We start from the raw sequence: 12222 nt of genomic DNA, 5'->3' as shown, positions 1-12222 counted from the left end.
GGTTCTCCTCACAGCCAGGGGCCGAGGTCGGGGACCCCGGTCAGCGAATGCGGCCGCCCGGCCAGGTACGCCGCGACGTCGGGCAACGGGCCGTCCGGCAGCGAGTCGAGGCCGCGTTTGGCCTGGATTTCGGCGACGAGCGCGGACAGGAACGCTTCCGGCAGGTCGGCGAAGGACAGTCCGGTGCCGAGGTCGACCGCGTGCACGCACACCTCGCGGGCCCGCAGCCAGGGGATCTCGGTGGCGGGCACGGTCCGGCCCTGCGCGGTGACCACCTCGTTCTGCCATTGCCGCGGGGTCAGGGCCGCCATCGCCGACTCCAGCGAGCGCGCCGAATCCCGCAGCCAGGAGGCGAGCTGGGCTTCGGGCAACCGCGAGCCGGCGTCGATGTCGGCGTTGCGTTGCTCCGGCGAGGCGTACATCGGGGTGCGCTCGCCGGTCCGGGCCCAGTGCACGAGGTTGCCGAGGGCGTCCGCGTTGGCCGCGACGTGCGCCGCGAGATGCTTGCGGGTCCAGCCGGGGAGCGCGCTGGGACCGGACAGTTCTTTCGCGTGGGTCAGGAAAAGCTCGGTCCCGGACGAAACCCAGCTCTGCGCGGCGGCGGGGGCCATCACGGCTCCTTCACGATCTGGTTCACGCACGCGCCGATTCCGGCCACCTCGGCGACGACGGTTTCGCCGCCGGTCAGGTAGACCTTCGGGTCGCGGGCGTGGCCGACCCCGGCGGGCGTGCCGGTCGCGATCAGGTCGCCCGGGTTGAGCTGGACGATCGTGGAGACGTACCGCACCAGGTGCACCGGGTCGAACAGCAGCGTGCCGGTGTCGTCCCGCTGCATGACCCGACCGTCCACAGTGGTCTTGACTTCGAGCGCGGGCCGGACGCCGCCGACCTCGTCCGGCGTGACGACGTACGGGCCGACCGGAGTCGAGGACTGCCAGATCTTGCCCTGCGTCCACTCGACGGTGCGGAACTGCCAGTCGCGGACCGAGACGTCGTTCATGACGGTGAACCCGGCGATCGCCGCCGCGGCCTCGTCCTCGTCCGCGCGCCGGACGGTCTTGCCGATCACGACGACGAGTTCGACCTCCCAGTCCAGCGCGTCGGTCTCCGGCGGTTTGGCGATCGGGTCGGCCGGGCCGGTCAGGGTGTCGGCGAACTTGGGGAACAGCGTCGGGTACGCGGGCAGCTCGCGGCCCATTTCCTTGATGTGGTCGGTGTAGTTGTGCCCGACGCAGACCACTTTGGACGGGTTCGGCACGACCGGGGCGAGGTCCGCGCCCTCAGCCGGCCAGGTCCGGCCGGTCGCCTGTGCGGCGTGCGCCTCCCAGCCGTCCTGGGCCAGCAGCGCGCCGAGGTCGGGGAAGCCGAGGTCGACCAGCACGTCTCCGTCAAGGCGGACGGCGCGCGTGCCGCCGTCGACGCGGAGGGTGGCGAGCTTCATCGGAGGGTCTCCTGACGGTCGAGGTGGAGCGCCTCGAACACGGGCGCGTCCGAAAAACGGAACAGGTCAAGGGCACCGGAGTCGGAATCGGTGGCACCGGCCTCCGACTTGGCCGAGAACGGCTGCCAGGACGGGACGACGAACAGATCCCCGCGCGAGACCGTCCACGACGCATCGCCGACGGTCACCGTGCCGGATCCGTCGAACACCTGCCAGACCGACGAGCCGGTCTCGCGCAACGGCGCGGTCTCGGCGCCGCGGGACACGCGGTGGAACTCGGCGCGGATGGTCGGCAGAACGTCGGAACCGTTGTGCGGATCGGCAAACCGGACCGCTGCGTGGCCTGGCTCGACCGTCCCGCCGTAGCCTTCTTTCTCCAGTTGCAGCTGGTCGCGCAACGCGGCGTCGGTGTGCTCCCACTTGTACGCCAGCAACGGCGAGCCCGGCGCGACGTGACCGGCGGACAGCGGTCGCAGGCCCGGATGCGCCCAGAGCCGTTCCGAGCGGGACCGCTCCGGCGTGGTCCGCTCAGCCTCGCTGATGGCTTCGCGGCCGAACTCGAAGAACTGCGCGTCGATGCCGTACTGGAACGGGATGTCGAGACCGTCGAGCCAGGCCATCGGCTCGCGGGTGGCGTTGTGGTGCGCGTGCCAGTTCCAGCCCGCCTGCGGCAGGAAGTCGCCGCGGCGCATCGGGACCGCGTCGCCGCCGACGACCGTCCACACGCCGGACCCTTCGACGACGAACCGGAACGCGTTCTGTGTGTGCCGGTGTTCAGGGGCGTCTTCGCCGGGCATCAGGTACTGGATCGCCGCCCACAGCGTCGGGGTCGCGAACGGACGGCCGCCGAGTCCCGGGTTGGCGAGCGCGATCGCCCGCCGTTCCCCGCCGCGCCCGACCGGCACGAGCCCGCCCGCCTGCTCGGCGAGCCGCAGCAGGTTCTCCCACTGCCATCGGTGCGGCACCGCCCGCGAACGCGGATGCGCGGGCATCAGGTCGCCGATCTCCGTCCACAACGGAACGAGCAGCTCCTGTTCGAAGCCGCGGTAGAGCTCCTCGAGAGCGGGCGTGACCGCGGGCTGGTCCGGTGCGTCGACCGCGGCGAGCTGGACGGGAGTTCGCGCTGGAGTGCTGGGCATGGGGTTATGGTGGGCGGGTCCCGGCCTGCGGAAAACGGGATTCTGGTGTGCGGAAAGGCGGCCCGGATGGACAAACGGTTCAAGGCCCCGCCGCCGTACGCGGTGGCCAGCGTCGACAACGCCCTGCGGATCGCGGCGATGCTGCAGCTCGAAGGCCCGTTGACGGTCTCCGAGGTGGCCGAGCGGATCGGCGTCGCGCCCTCGACCGCGCACCGGCTGCTCGCGATGCTCGTCTACCGCGATTTCGCCGTCCAGGATGCCAACCGGGCCTACCGGGTGGGCCCGGTGCTGGAGCTGGCCGCGCATTCGCAATCGGCCGCGTCGAAACTGCGCGCGGCGGCGCTTCCGCACCTGCGGCGGCTGGTGGACCTGCTGGACGAGTCGGTGAACCTGACGGTCCGGACCGGGGACACGGCGAGATTCATCGCGAGTGTCGAGTGCTCGCAGGCGTTGCGCGTCGGTTCACGCGAAGGGATGGTTTTCCCGGCCCATCAGACGACGGGCGGTCTGCTGGTGCTCGCCGAACTGCCGCCGGAACAGGTCGAGGAGCTGTACGCGGTCGACAAGCCGGGGGAGCGCCCGGACCTGGCCGGACTGCGGGCGGACCTCGCGCGGGTGCGGCGCAGCGGGTTCGCGCTCAACCAGGGCCGTTCCGAGCGGGGAGTGGTCGCGGTCGGCGTGCCGGTGCACGGTCCGGACGGAGTGGTGGTCGCCGGATTGTCGGTGTCGATGCCGAGCGTGCGGTACCGGAAGGACCAGTTGCCGACATTGGTGGCGGCACTGCGCGCGACCGCGAGCGCGTTGGAAGCCGACCTGCGCGGTTAACGCCGGTCTTCTCCCGCGAGGGCCGCCGCGAAAGCCGCGTGCACGCTGAGGAATTGCTGCACCGAAAGCTCTGCCGCCGTCCCGGGACGCTGCGGGGCCAGCCGCTTGGCCGCCCAAGCACCCCACCGCACGTGTGCCTCGGCGACGCTCAGGTGTGCTGCTTCGGCGGCATGCCGGGCGTGGACGCCGTCCAGGATCGCTTGGTGCATCAGCGCGGGAGTCGAGCGTTGTTCCCACGCGCGCAAGGACGCCATCGAAGAAAGCCGGTGCAGCGTCGAGGACACCGTGGGCGGCGCCGGCCGGGGTTGCGGAACACCGCGTTCGACCGATACCCGCCGGGGCGTCGCGCCATCGGCGTTGTCAGTGATCAAGCTCGTCATCAGAGTCCCTCCGCCGTGCGGTTACCCGCCTCCGCACCGCCGAAACCCTTGATCGTCCGGTGGTACGGGCGCTGGCGGGCTGAAGCGGGTCGATGTCGACCGGATCCAGATGCGGATCGCGCAGCAGCGACCCGAACGCGGCCTTCGCGACAGCCAGGACCGGCACCGCGAGCAAGGCCCCGACGATCCCGGCGATTTCCAGGCCGAGCGCGATGCCCAGGACCACCGCCAGCGGATGCAGCCGGACGGCGCGGCCGAGCAGGAACGGCTGCAGCACATGGCTTTCCAGCTGCATCACCGCGACGACGATGGCGAGCACGATGCCCGCCGCGACGAATCCGTTGGCGACCAGCGCGATCAGCACGGCGACCGCGCCGGTCACCACCGCGCCGAGGATCGGCACGAACGCGCCGATGAAGATCAGCGCGGCCAGCGGCACCGCGAGCGGCACCCCGACCAGCCAGATGCCGAGTCCGATGCAGACCGCGTCCACACAGGCCACGGCCACGGTCGCGCGCACGTAGCTGACCAGCGACGCGAACCCGCGGCGGCCCGCGACGTCGATCTCGTCGCGCGTGGCGGCGGGCACGATCTTCAGCAGGAAGTGCCACACCTGGTTGCCGCTGTAGAGGAAGAACACGAGCACGAACAGCGTCAGCAGCATCTCGGTCAGCACGCCGCCGACGGTCGCGGCGGTGGTGAGCACCCGCGTGGTCAGCTCCGCGGTGTTGCCCTGAATCGTGTTGACCGCTTTGTCGAGGAGCTGCTGCAGCTGGGGCAGGTGCAGCGGTCCGTGCTGCAGCCAGTTGTTGATCCTCGCGAGACTGGCCCCGACCTGGCTGCCCAGCTGCGGCAGGCTGGCGGTGACCGTGGTGACGACCAGGGTGAGCACCCCGCCCAGGACGGCGAGCCCGACGATGATCGCGATGAGCGTGGCCAGCGCGCGGGGCACGTGCCAGCGGACCAGCCGTTCCACCAGCGGCGCGAACAGCGCCGACAGGAGCAGGGCGATCCCGATCGGCACGGTGACCGCCGAAAGGTACCCGAGCGTCCACGCGATGACCCCGAGCATCGTCAGGACGACGAGGAACCGCCAGCTCGCCGCCGCGGCGACCCGCAGCGACCACGGCACCGCGTCGGCGGCGTCGCGGCGGCGATGGCGGTTCGCGCCGGCGATCCGGCGGGACGGCGCGTTCATGCGGCCGCCGCCTTCGCCGACAACCGTTCGGCGACCGATTCGAGCGAGCGTCGTTCCGCCCGGATCCCGAGAACCGCTTCGGCCAGGCCGCCGGCGATCATCATCCCCGCGCCCAGGCAGTAGCCGAAGGCGACGTTGCCGACGGCTCCGGTCTCGACCAGACTGCCGAACAGCACCGGCCCGATGATCCCGCCGAGGCCGGTGCCGACGGAACAGAAGATCGCGAGCGCGCGCACCTCCAGCGGGAAGATCTCCGACACCGTGAGGCAGGCGGAGCTGGCCCCGGCCGAAGCCAGGAAGAACACCGCGCACCAGGCGACAGTCAGGGCGCCCGCGGACAGCGCTCCGGCTCGGAACAGCAGGCCGGTCCCGACGAGCAGCGCGCCGGAGCCCAGGTAGCTGGTGATCATCATCGGGCGGCGGCCGATCGAGTCGAAGAACCGCGCGAGGACCAGCGGGCCGACGAAGCTGCCCGCCGCGAGCGGGACGAGGTAGAGCCCGACGGATCCGCTGGAAACCCCGAAGAACCGGCTCAGCACCAGGCCTTGAGTGAAGCAGACCGCGTTGCAGAGGAACGCTTGCCCGACGAAGAGGGCGCGCCCGAGCAGGGTCCGTCTCGGGTAGCCGCGCACGAGCGTCGCCGCGACTTCGGTCAGCCTGGTACGGGTGCGTTCCTCGATGCCGCTGACGACCTGGTCGGCTTCGTCGGAGCGGCCGTGGGTGAACAGCCAGCGCGGGCTTTCCGGAACGGTCCGGCGGACGATCAGGATGAACAGGCCGAGCACCGCGCCCAGCCCGAAGGCCAGCCGCCAGCCGAGCCACGCCGGGATCACGGCGACGTCGAGCAGGACCAGGCTGAGCGCCGCGCCGCCGGCCGCGCCGAACCAGTACGAGCCGTTCACCGCCAAGCTGACCGTCGCGCGCCAGCGGGCCGGGACGAGTTCGCCGATCGCGGAGTTGATCGCCGCGTACTCGGTCAGATAGCCGAAGACGAGCGAACCGCAGACCGCGCCGGTGACGTAGCACGAGCTCGCCAGCCCGACTTGGGAAAGGACCAGGCCGCTGCCCGGTTCGGTCAGCCGGTCCGACAGCGCGCTGACGATGGTCGCCTCGAGGCCGTCGAGGATCCACACCGTGCCCAGCCCGACGAGCATCAGCCCATGCCACGACGACCACGGCAACCGGTCCGTCCTCGCCGGCACCTCGGTTCGCACCACGTCCATCACCTCGCGGCGCGAATTCCCGGCGGAGATCACTCGCAAACGGCGCGGCTAGAACCAGTCGACGGCGCGCAGCACGAAGAACGCGGTCACTACGAGCACGAGGATCGCGACCGCGAGCAGCCAGCGGGCGGGCAGCTTGCGCGAGGGGATCGGCTGCGGATGCGAGAGTCCCGAAGTCTGCCCGGCGTCGGGCGGGGTGTCGCCGGGCGGCACCGAGCCGCCCGGCTCGAGACCCGGCACCTCGTCGGGTTCGGGCCCGGGTGCGGTCATGTCCGGTCTCCTCGTCGGGGATGCGGTCGCCCGACGGGTTGCCGTCCCGGACGGCGATAAACGCGCGCGTTTGTTCCCGGACGGGACGGGCAGGCGGACGCCATGGCTGACCTCGATCCCATCCAGTTGCGGAAGGACCTCGCCGGCGTCGACTACCCGGCCGCCCGAGACGACCTGGTCGCCGCAGCGGAGCGGAACGGTGCGGATTCCAGCGCGCTCGACGTGCTGCGCGGCCTGCCCGACCGCACGTACGAGGGGCCGAGCGGCGTCAGCAAGGAAGCCGCTCAGAAGTAGGCGCCGAAACCCGAAGCGGCTCGAGGCGGACGCGCTGCCTCGAGCCGTTCTCCGCGGTGTCCATTGTGGAGCGTTAACTGGCGAGCACCCGCTCGGCGATCGCGACCATGGCCTCGGTCAGCAGCGCCATCTGGTCGCGCATGGAACGGTCCGGTTCCGCCTGCCAGGCGACGAACGCGCCGTCGAATCCGGCGATGCCGAAGTAGTCGAGCGCTTCGCCCACCTTCTCCGCCGCCTCCGGTCCGAGGCTGGCCCACGAGCGCGAGATCATCCGGCGCATGTGCTGGCGTCCGTCGGCGCGCACGCGTTCGATGATCTCCTTCACCTCGACGTCCGCGACCGCTTCGGCGCTCATCAGCAGGATCAGGTGCAGCCGCAGGAAATCGGGTTTCGCGACGAACACCTCGCCGGTGCGCTGCAGGAACCAGCCGAGCAGTTCGGCCGGCGGCAGGTCTTCGGGCGGATTCGCCTGCGACTCGCGCAGGTGCCGGAAGAACTCGTACGCCCCGCGCTCCATGACCGCCGACAGCAGTCCGCCCTTGGACTGGAAGTGGTGGTAGATCGCGCTCTTCGGCAGGCCGGTCTCGGCGCTGAGCACTGACATCGTCGTGGCGGAGTAGCCGCGTTCGGCCATGATCCGCGACGCCGTGTCGAGGATTTCCTCCCGGGAACGCCGTCCCCGCCGGTTCCCGGCCCGCACTGTGTCCACGCCGAGCAGCATAGGGCCGCCGGTTTTCTGCACACCGGAATCGTGCCCGCCGCTCCTTGACGAACCTCGACCCCAGGTGTGACCGTAGCCACTAATGAACCGAACGACCGGTCCAAAACTGTGGAGCCTGGGACATGAGTGAGCACTACGACGCCGACGTCGCCGTCGTCGGATACGGCCCGACGGGCCTGGCGGGGGCGCTGACCCTGGCCGCGAAGGGCGCGCGGGTGGCCGCGTTCGAGCGGGACCAGGACGTCTACGCCCGGGCGCGGGCGGTCACGATCAACGACTGGACCATGCGGATCCTGCAGGACCTCGGCGTCGACGACCGGGTCGAGCGCGTTGTCGAACCGCAGCGGGCCCTGCGCTGGGTGACCTACGACGGCCGCGAGGTGATGCGCGTCGAGCATCCGCCGAGCACGCTCGGCACCCGCGGGAGCAAGCCGCGGTTCTACAACATCTACCAGCCGGCTCTCGAGGCTGAGCTGCGTCGCTGCGGCGAAGAGCACCCCGGCCTGACCGTCCGTTACGGCGTCGAGGTCGTCGCGGTCGAGCAGGACGCCGGCGGCGTGACCGTCACCGCGCGCGACCGCGAATCGGGGGAGGAGAGCACCGTGCGCACCCGGTACGCGATCGCAGCCGACGGCGGTTCGTCCCCGGTGCGCAAGATGCTCGGCATCCCGATGCACGGCGACACCGGCGACACGCTGTGGATCGTCATCGACTGCCGGGTCAAGCGCTGGTGGCCGGACCGCGACTTCCTCACCTTCTGGACCGACCGCGAACGCCCGGTCGTCGACATCGCGCTCTCCGCGGGCAACCACCGGTGGGAAATTCCGCTCAACGCCGCCGAAACCGAGGCGGACTTCCCGACGGAGGCCGAGGTGTGGCCGCTGCTGCGCGCCCTCGGCGTGACCGGGGACGACGTCGAAATCCACCAGTACGCGTTCTACCGCCACCACGTCCGGATGGCCGGAACCTACCGCCGGGGGCGGGTTTTCCTGGCCGGCGACGCCGTGCACTTGATGCCGCCGTGGGCGGGCGCCGGCATGCAGACCGGCATGCGCGACGCGTACGACCTGGGCTGGAAGATCGCCGGAATCGTCCGCGGCGAACTCGGCGAGGAGTGGCTCGACACTTACGAGGCCGAACGCCGCCCGTCCGCCGAGTTCTACACCGGGCTGGCCGTCGCGCTCGGCCGGGTGATCAAGCAGGAGGCGACCCCGGCGGAGATCGAGGCGATGAACGCGGTCCCGCCGAACCTGGTCACGCCGTGGGAACCGCCGCTCAACGCGCCGCCGGCCCTCGCCGGCGGCTGGCTGCGCGGCGAGACCGGGGACGCGTCGATCGTCGGCCGCTATCTCCCGCAGCCGCTGGCCTGCGACGCCGTCGGTCGGATCGACCGGCTGGATGTGTTGCTGCCCAACGGATTCGTCCTGCTCGGCAACGACGTCGACCCGGCGACGCTGCTTACGCCCGAGGAGAAGTCCGGCTGGGACGCTCTCGGCGCGTGCTACGTCGCCGTCCGGCCGCGGGCGGCGTACACCCGCGCTGATACCGACCTCGTGGACCTCGAGGACGCGTTGCTGCCGTGGCTCGGCCGATACGGCGTCCAGGCGATCGCCGTGCGTCCGGACAAATTCGTCGCGGCGGCCGACAAGACCGGCCTCGCCACCCCAGTTTTCCAGCGTGGAAAGGAATCTCGATGACCGTGAAAGAACTCGCCTACGTCGTGTACGAGGTGAGCGACCTCGCCGAATGGGAGCGCTTCGCGGTGTCCCTGCTCGGCATGCAACTGGGGGAGAAGTCCGCCGACGGCCTCACCCTGCGCACCGACGAGAAGGCGCACCGCTGGATCCTCGCCGAAGGCCCCGCCGACGACCTCGTCCGCAGCGGCTACGAGGTTCCGTCTGCGGCGGAGTTGGATTCTCTGGTCGCGCGGCTGCGGAAGGCCGGCGTCGAGGCGGTCGAAGGCGGCCCCGATCTGGCCGCCGCGCGGAAGGTCGACCGCATCGTGCTCGTCACCGACCCGCTGGGCAACGTGCTCGAACTGGTCACCGGCCTGGCCGACGCCGAAACCCCGTTCCGCAGCGACCTGCTGCTCGGCGAGTTCGTCACCGGAACCGGCGGCGCGGGGCACCAGGTGCTGCTGGCCAAAGGCGTCCCGCGGGAGACGTACCTGGCGTTCTACGAGGGACTGCTCGGCTTCAAGCTCAGCGACATCATCGTCGAGGAGGTCGCTCCCGGGATTGTCGCGGATCTGGCCTTCCTGCACTGCAACCCGCGGCACCACTCGGTCGCGTTCGGCGACATGCCGCACCCGAAGCGGACGCACCACTTCATGGTCGAGGTTTCCGACATCCGCGACGTCGGTCTCGCCTACGACCGGTGCCTCGACGCGAAACAGCCCTTCGAAATGACGCTCGGGATGCATCCGAACGACCACATGTTCAGCTTCTACGTTCGCACGCCGTCGGGCTTCTCCGTCGAATACGGCTGGGGCGGGCTGCTGATCGACGACGAGACCTGGGAAGTGCGGACGCTCGACCAGCTGCACTGGTGGGGCCACCGGGCGCCGGAGGCGGTCGCGGAACAGCTGGCCGGAGGTGCGCTCTGATGGCCTCGCGTCATGTGCGGACCCGCGACTGGAAAATCCACTACCACGAGGCGGGCGAAGGCCACCCGCTCGTCCTCCTGCACGGCGGCGGCCCCGGCGCGACCGGCTGGAGCAACTACTCGCCGAACATCGAGGCGCTGTCCCGGAATTTCCGGGTGATCGCCCCGGACATGCCAAGCTGGGGCGACTCCGACGGCGCGGACTTCGCCACGCTCGACCACGTCGAAGCCGCGACCCAGCTGCTGGACGCGCTGGACATCGAAAAAGCCGCCTTCGTCGGGAACTCGATGGGCGGGCACACCTCGCTCCGGCTGGCGGTCGAACGCCCGGAACGGCTGTCGCACCTGGTGACGATGGGCCCGCCGATCCAGATGAAGCCGTTCCTGTTCGGGGCCGGCGGAGGACCGACCGAGGGCCTGAAGATCATGTTCGAGACCTACTCCGACGCCAGCCCGGAGGGCATGCGCCGGCTGGTCGAGATCATGGTCTACGACAAGGCCCGCTTCGCCACCCCCGAACTGTGCCAGGAACGCTCGGACGCGGCCCTCGCGCGCCCGGAGCACCTGCGCGCGATCGCGGCGGCCGCCCCGAACGCACCGATCCCCATCTGGCTGAACCTGGCGGCGGTTTCCGGGATCACCGCGCCGACCCTGCTGATCCACGGCCGCGACGACCGGGTGGTGTCGTTCGAGTCGACGCTGTTCCTGGCCGCGAACATCCCGGACTCGCGGGCGGTCCTGCTCAACCGGTGCGGGCATTGGGCGCAGCTGGAGCACGCGGACGAGTTCAACCGGATGGTGACGGACTTCGTTCTGCACCACTGATTCCGGGCGGCGGGGCCGTCTCGGTGAAGGAGACCGCCCCGCCGCTCGAGAAGCCCGCGCTCGACCAGGAAGAAGGGCTTCCTACCGGCCCAGCACCTCGTCGTTGTGCTGCCCGATCCCCGGCGCGGGCAGCGGATCGAGCCGCGCCCCGTCGACCTGCACCGGCGACTTCGGCGCCCAATGCGCCCCGGCCCCGGGCTGGTCGACCTTCCCGAACAACGCCAGTTCGCGCAGCGCCGCACCGCCGTCGCGGCCGAGCTCGGCGAAGCTGCGGTACCGCTCCCACAGGATCCGGTGCCGCGTAAGCACTTCCGCCGCCTCCGCGTAGGGCGTCCGCTTGAACCAGCGCGCCAGCAGCGGCGTGATCACGTCGCGGTGCCGGTAGCGGTCGGACTCGGTGGCGAACGAGATGCCCAGCGACTCGCTCAACCCGGCGAAGGCGTCGGACAGCCCGGTCGCGGCGAGCATCTTCTGCCAGTGCCGCTCGGTGAGCAGCACGATCATCACCCGGACCCCGTCGGCGGTCTCGAAGTCGTCGCCGTAAGTGCCGTAGATTTCGTTGCCGGATTTGGTGCGCGAATGGTCGGTCAGCTGCGCTTCGGCGAGGTAGCCGAGGTTCCCGGCGGTGGCGAGCGCGACGTCCTCCAGCGCGACCCGGATCGAGCGGCCCTCTCCGGTGACCTGCCGGTGCCGTTCGGCCGCCAGCAGGCCGATCGCCAGGTACAGCCCGGCGCAGACGTCCTAGGCGGGCACCACGTGGTTGACCGGTTCCGGCCCGGTGCCGGTCAGCAGCGGGAAGCCGGTCGCGGCCTGCACGGTGTAGTCGACCGCCGCGCCGCCGTCGGCCCGGCCGGTCAGCAGGACGTGGATGAGGTCCGGCCGCCGCTCGCTCAGCGCCGCATACCCGAGATCGGCGTGCCGTTCGGTGTTCGTCACGACGACGCACGGGCCGCCGTCGACGATCAGGTCGGCCACCCGGCGCCGGTCCGCTTCGGACTCCAAGTCCACCGCGACGGCGCGTTTTCCCTTGTTCAGCCCGGACCAGTAGAGGCTGGTCCCGGAGTCGGCAAGCGGCCAGCGCGTGCGGTCCGCGGCGCCGCCGAGCGGTTCGACTCGCACGACGTCCGCGCCGAGCTGGGCCAGGGTGAGCCCGCACAACGGCGTCGCGACGTACGCGGACAGCTCGACTACCCGCAGTCCGGCCAGGAGAGCGGGGTTCATGAGTCGTGCACCCGGGAAAAGTCCGGCTTGCGGCGTTCGCGGTGCGAGGCGAGGCCTTCGTGCACCTCGGGGCCGCCGAAG

The 12222-nt window shown here is 70.9% G+C and carries 13 protein-coding genes and 1 pseudogene; 5 read left to right on the top strand and 9 right to left on the bottom strand.

The window, feature by feature from the left end; all coding sequences use genetic code 11:
• Positions 1–8: 8 nt before the first annotated feature.
• Genes L942_RS07590 through L942_RS07580 form a run of 3 tightly spaced genes read right to left on the bottom strand, consistent with a single transcriptional unit; the run spans position 9 to position 2580 of the window.
• A complete protein-coding gene (locus L942_RS07590; protein ID WP_037356854.1) occupies positions 9–611 on the bottom strand; it encodes a maleylpyruvate isomerase family mycothiol-dependent enzyme in 603 nt (200 codons plus the stop codon).
• Positions 611–1441, bottom strand: coding sequence for a fumarylacetoacetate hydrolase family protein (locus tag L942_RS07585; protein ID WP_037356851.1), 831 nt, complete (start codon positions 1439–1441; stop codon positions 611–613). The genes L942_RS07590 and L942_RS07585 overlap by 1 nt, the downstream gene beginning before the upstream one ends.
• Complete coding sequence (locus L942_RS07580; protein ID WP_037356847.1) at positions 1438–2580, bottom strand: cupin domain-containing protein; 1143 nt, start codon at positions 2578–2580, stop codon at positions 1438–1440. Before L942_RS07580 ends, L942_RS07585 begins: the two co-directional genes overlap by 4 nt.
• Before the next feature lie 66 nt (positions 2581–2646).
• On the opposite strand from L942_RS07580, the gene L942_RS07575 reads away from it, so the two are divergent.
• Positions 2647–3405 (top strand): IclR family transcriptional regulator, encoded by a 759-nt coding sequence (locus L942_RS07575; protein WP_037356844.1) that lies wholly within the window; start codon positions 2647–2649, stop codon positions 3403–3405.
• Here the strand turns inward: L942_RS07575 and L942_RS07570 are convergent.
• From L942_RS07570 to L942_RS07555, 4 genes are read right to left on the bottom strand one after another with little or no spacing between them, the layout of a single operon-like run.
• The gene (locus tag L942_RS07570) at positions 3402–3785 is read right to left on the bottom strand and encodes a hypothetical protein (RefSeq protein WP_037356841.1); all 384 of its coding nucleotides are present in this window, start codon (positions 3783–3785) and stop codon (positions 3402–3404) included. The two genes, L942_RS07575 and L942_RS07570, sit on opposite strands and share 4 nt — an antisense overlap.
• Complete coding sequence (locus L942_RS07565) at positions 3766–4983, bottom strand: AI-2E family transporter (RefSeq protein ID WP_037356839.1); 1218 nt, start codon at positions 4981–4983, stop codon at positions 3766–3768. The genes L942_RS07570 and L942_RS07565 overlap by 20 nt, the downstream gene beginning before the upstream one ends.
• Positions 4980–6200 carry an MFS transporter gene (locus L942_RS07560; RefSeq protein ID WP_235078944.1) on the bottom strand — a complete coding sequence of 407 codons (1221 nt, stop codon included), beginning with the start codon at positions 6198–6200 and terminating at the stop codon, positions 4980–4982. The genes L942_RS07565 and L942_RS07560 overlap by 4 nt, the downstream gene beginning before the upstream one ends.
• A 54-nt stretch (positions 6201–6254) precedes the next feature.
• A complete protein-coding gene (locus L942_RS07555; RefSeq protein WP_037356836.1) occupies positions 6255–6476 on the bottom strand; it encodes a DUF6480 family protein in 222 nt (73 codons plus the stop codon).
• Between the two features lie 102 nt (positions 6477–6578).
• On the opposite strand from L942_RS07555, the gene L942_RS07550 reads away from it, so the two are divergent.
• Complete coding sequence (locus L942_RS07550) at positions 6579–6770, top strand: DUF2795 domain-containing protein (protein ID WP_037356833.1); 192 nt, start codon at positions 6579–6581, stop codon at positions 6768–6770.
• Between the two features lie 73 nt (positions 6771–6843).
• Here L942_RS07550 and L942_RS07545 read toward each other — a convergent pair whose 3' ends face one another.
• Entirely contained in the window at positions 6844–7479 is a 636-nt protein-coding gene (locus tag L942_RS07545) for a TetR/AcrR family transcriptional regulator (protein WP_200862735.1), read from the bottom strand.
• A gap of 134 nt (positions 7480–7613) precedes the next feature.
• Between L942_RS07545 and L942_RS07540 the strand changes: the two genes are divergently transcribed.
• From L942_RS07540 to L942_RS07530, 3 genes are read left to right on the top strand one after another with little or no spacing between them, the layout of a single operon-like run.
• Complete coding sequence (locus tag L942_RS07540) at positions 7614–9188, top strand: FAD-dependent monooxygenase (protein WP_037356828.1); 1575 nt, start codon at positions 7614–7616, stop codon at positions 9186–9188.
• The gene (locus tag L942_RS07535) at positions 9185–10096 is read left to right on the top strand and encodes a VOC family protein (protein ID WP_037356826.1); all 912 of its coding nucleotides are present in this window, start codon (positions 9185–9187) and stop codon (positions 10094–10096) included. Before L942_RS07540 ends, L942_RS07535 begins: the two co-directional genes overlap by 4 nt.
• The gene (locus L942_RS07530) at positions 10096–10920 is read left to right on the top strand and encodes an alpha/beta fold hydrolase (protein WP_037356823.1); all 825 of its coding nucleotides are present in this window, start codon (positions 10096–10098) and stop codon (positions 10918–10920) included. The genes L942_RS07535 and L942_RS07530 overlap by 1 nt, the downstream gene beginning before the upstream one ends.
• 81 nt (positions 10921–11001) lie before the next feature.
• Here L942_RS07530 and L942_RS07525 read toward each other — a convergent pair.
• Positions 11002–12141: pseudogene (locus L942_RS07525) on the bottom strand (CoA transferase).
• Positions 12142–12222 lie beyond the last annotated feature (81 nt).

Source organism: Amycolatopsis orientalis DSM 43388 (genome assembly GCF_000411975.1).
Lineage (GTDB): Bacteria > Actinomycetota > Actinomycetes > Mycobacteriales > Pseudonocardiaceae > Amycolatopsis > Amycolatopsis orientalis_D.
Note: the sequence above shows the minus strand (reverse complement) of the source record. Positions and strands in the feature narration are given on the sequence as shown.

Excerpts from the sequence above, each read along its gene's own strand:
- L942_RS07590 (WP_037356854.1), bottom strand. The coding sequence starts at position 611 with ATGGCCCCCGCCGCCGCGCAGAGCTGGGTTTCGTCCGGGACCGAGCTT.
- L942_RS07585 (WP_037356851.1), bottom strand. The coding sequence starts at position 1,441 with ATGAAGCTCGCCACCCTCCGCGTCGACGGCGGCACGCGCGCCGTCCGC.
- L942_RS07580 (WP_037356847.1), bottom strand. The coding sequence starts at position 2,580 with ATGCCCAGCACTCCAGCGCGAACTCCCGTCCAGCTCGCCGCGGTCGAC.
- L942_RS07575 (WP_037356844.1), top strand. The coding sequence starts at position 2,647 with ATGGACAAACGGTTCAAGGCCCCGCCGCCGTACGCGGTGGCCAGCGTC.
- L942_RS07570 (WP_037356841.1), bottom strand. The coding sequence starts at position 3,785 with ATGACGAGCTTGATCACTGACAACGCCGATGGCGCGACGCCCCGGCGG.
- L942_RS07565 (WP_037356839.1), bottom strand. The coding sequence starts at position 4,983 with ATGAACGCGCCGTCCCGCCGGATCGCCGGCGCGAACCGCCATCGCCGC.
- L942_RS07555 (WP_037356836.1), bottom strand. The coding sequence starts at position 6,476 with ATGACCGCACCCGGGCCCGAACCCGACGAGGTGCCGGGTCTCGAGCCG.
- L942_RS07550 (WP_037356833.1), top strand. The coding sequence starts at position 6,579 with ATGGCTGACCTCGATCCCATCCAGTTGCGGAAGGACCTCGCCGGCGTC.
- L942_RS07540 (WP_037356828.1), top strand. The coding sequence starts at position 7,614 with ATGAGTGAGCACTACGACGCCGACGTCGCCGTCGTCGGATACGGCCCG.
- L942_RS07535 (WP_037356826.1), top strand. The coding sequence starts at position 9,185 with ATGACCGTGAAAGAACTCGCCTACGTCGTGTACGAGGTGAGCGACCTC.
- L942_RS07530 (WP_037356823.1), top strand. The coding sequence starts at position 10,096 with ATGGCCTCGCGTCATGTGCGGACCCGCGACTGGAAAATCCACTACCAC.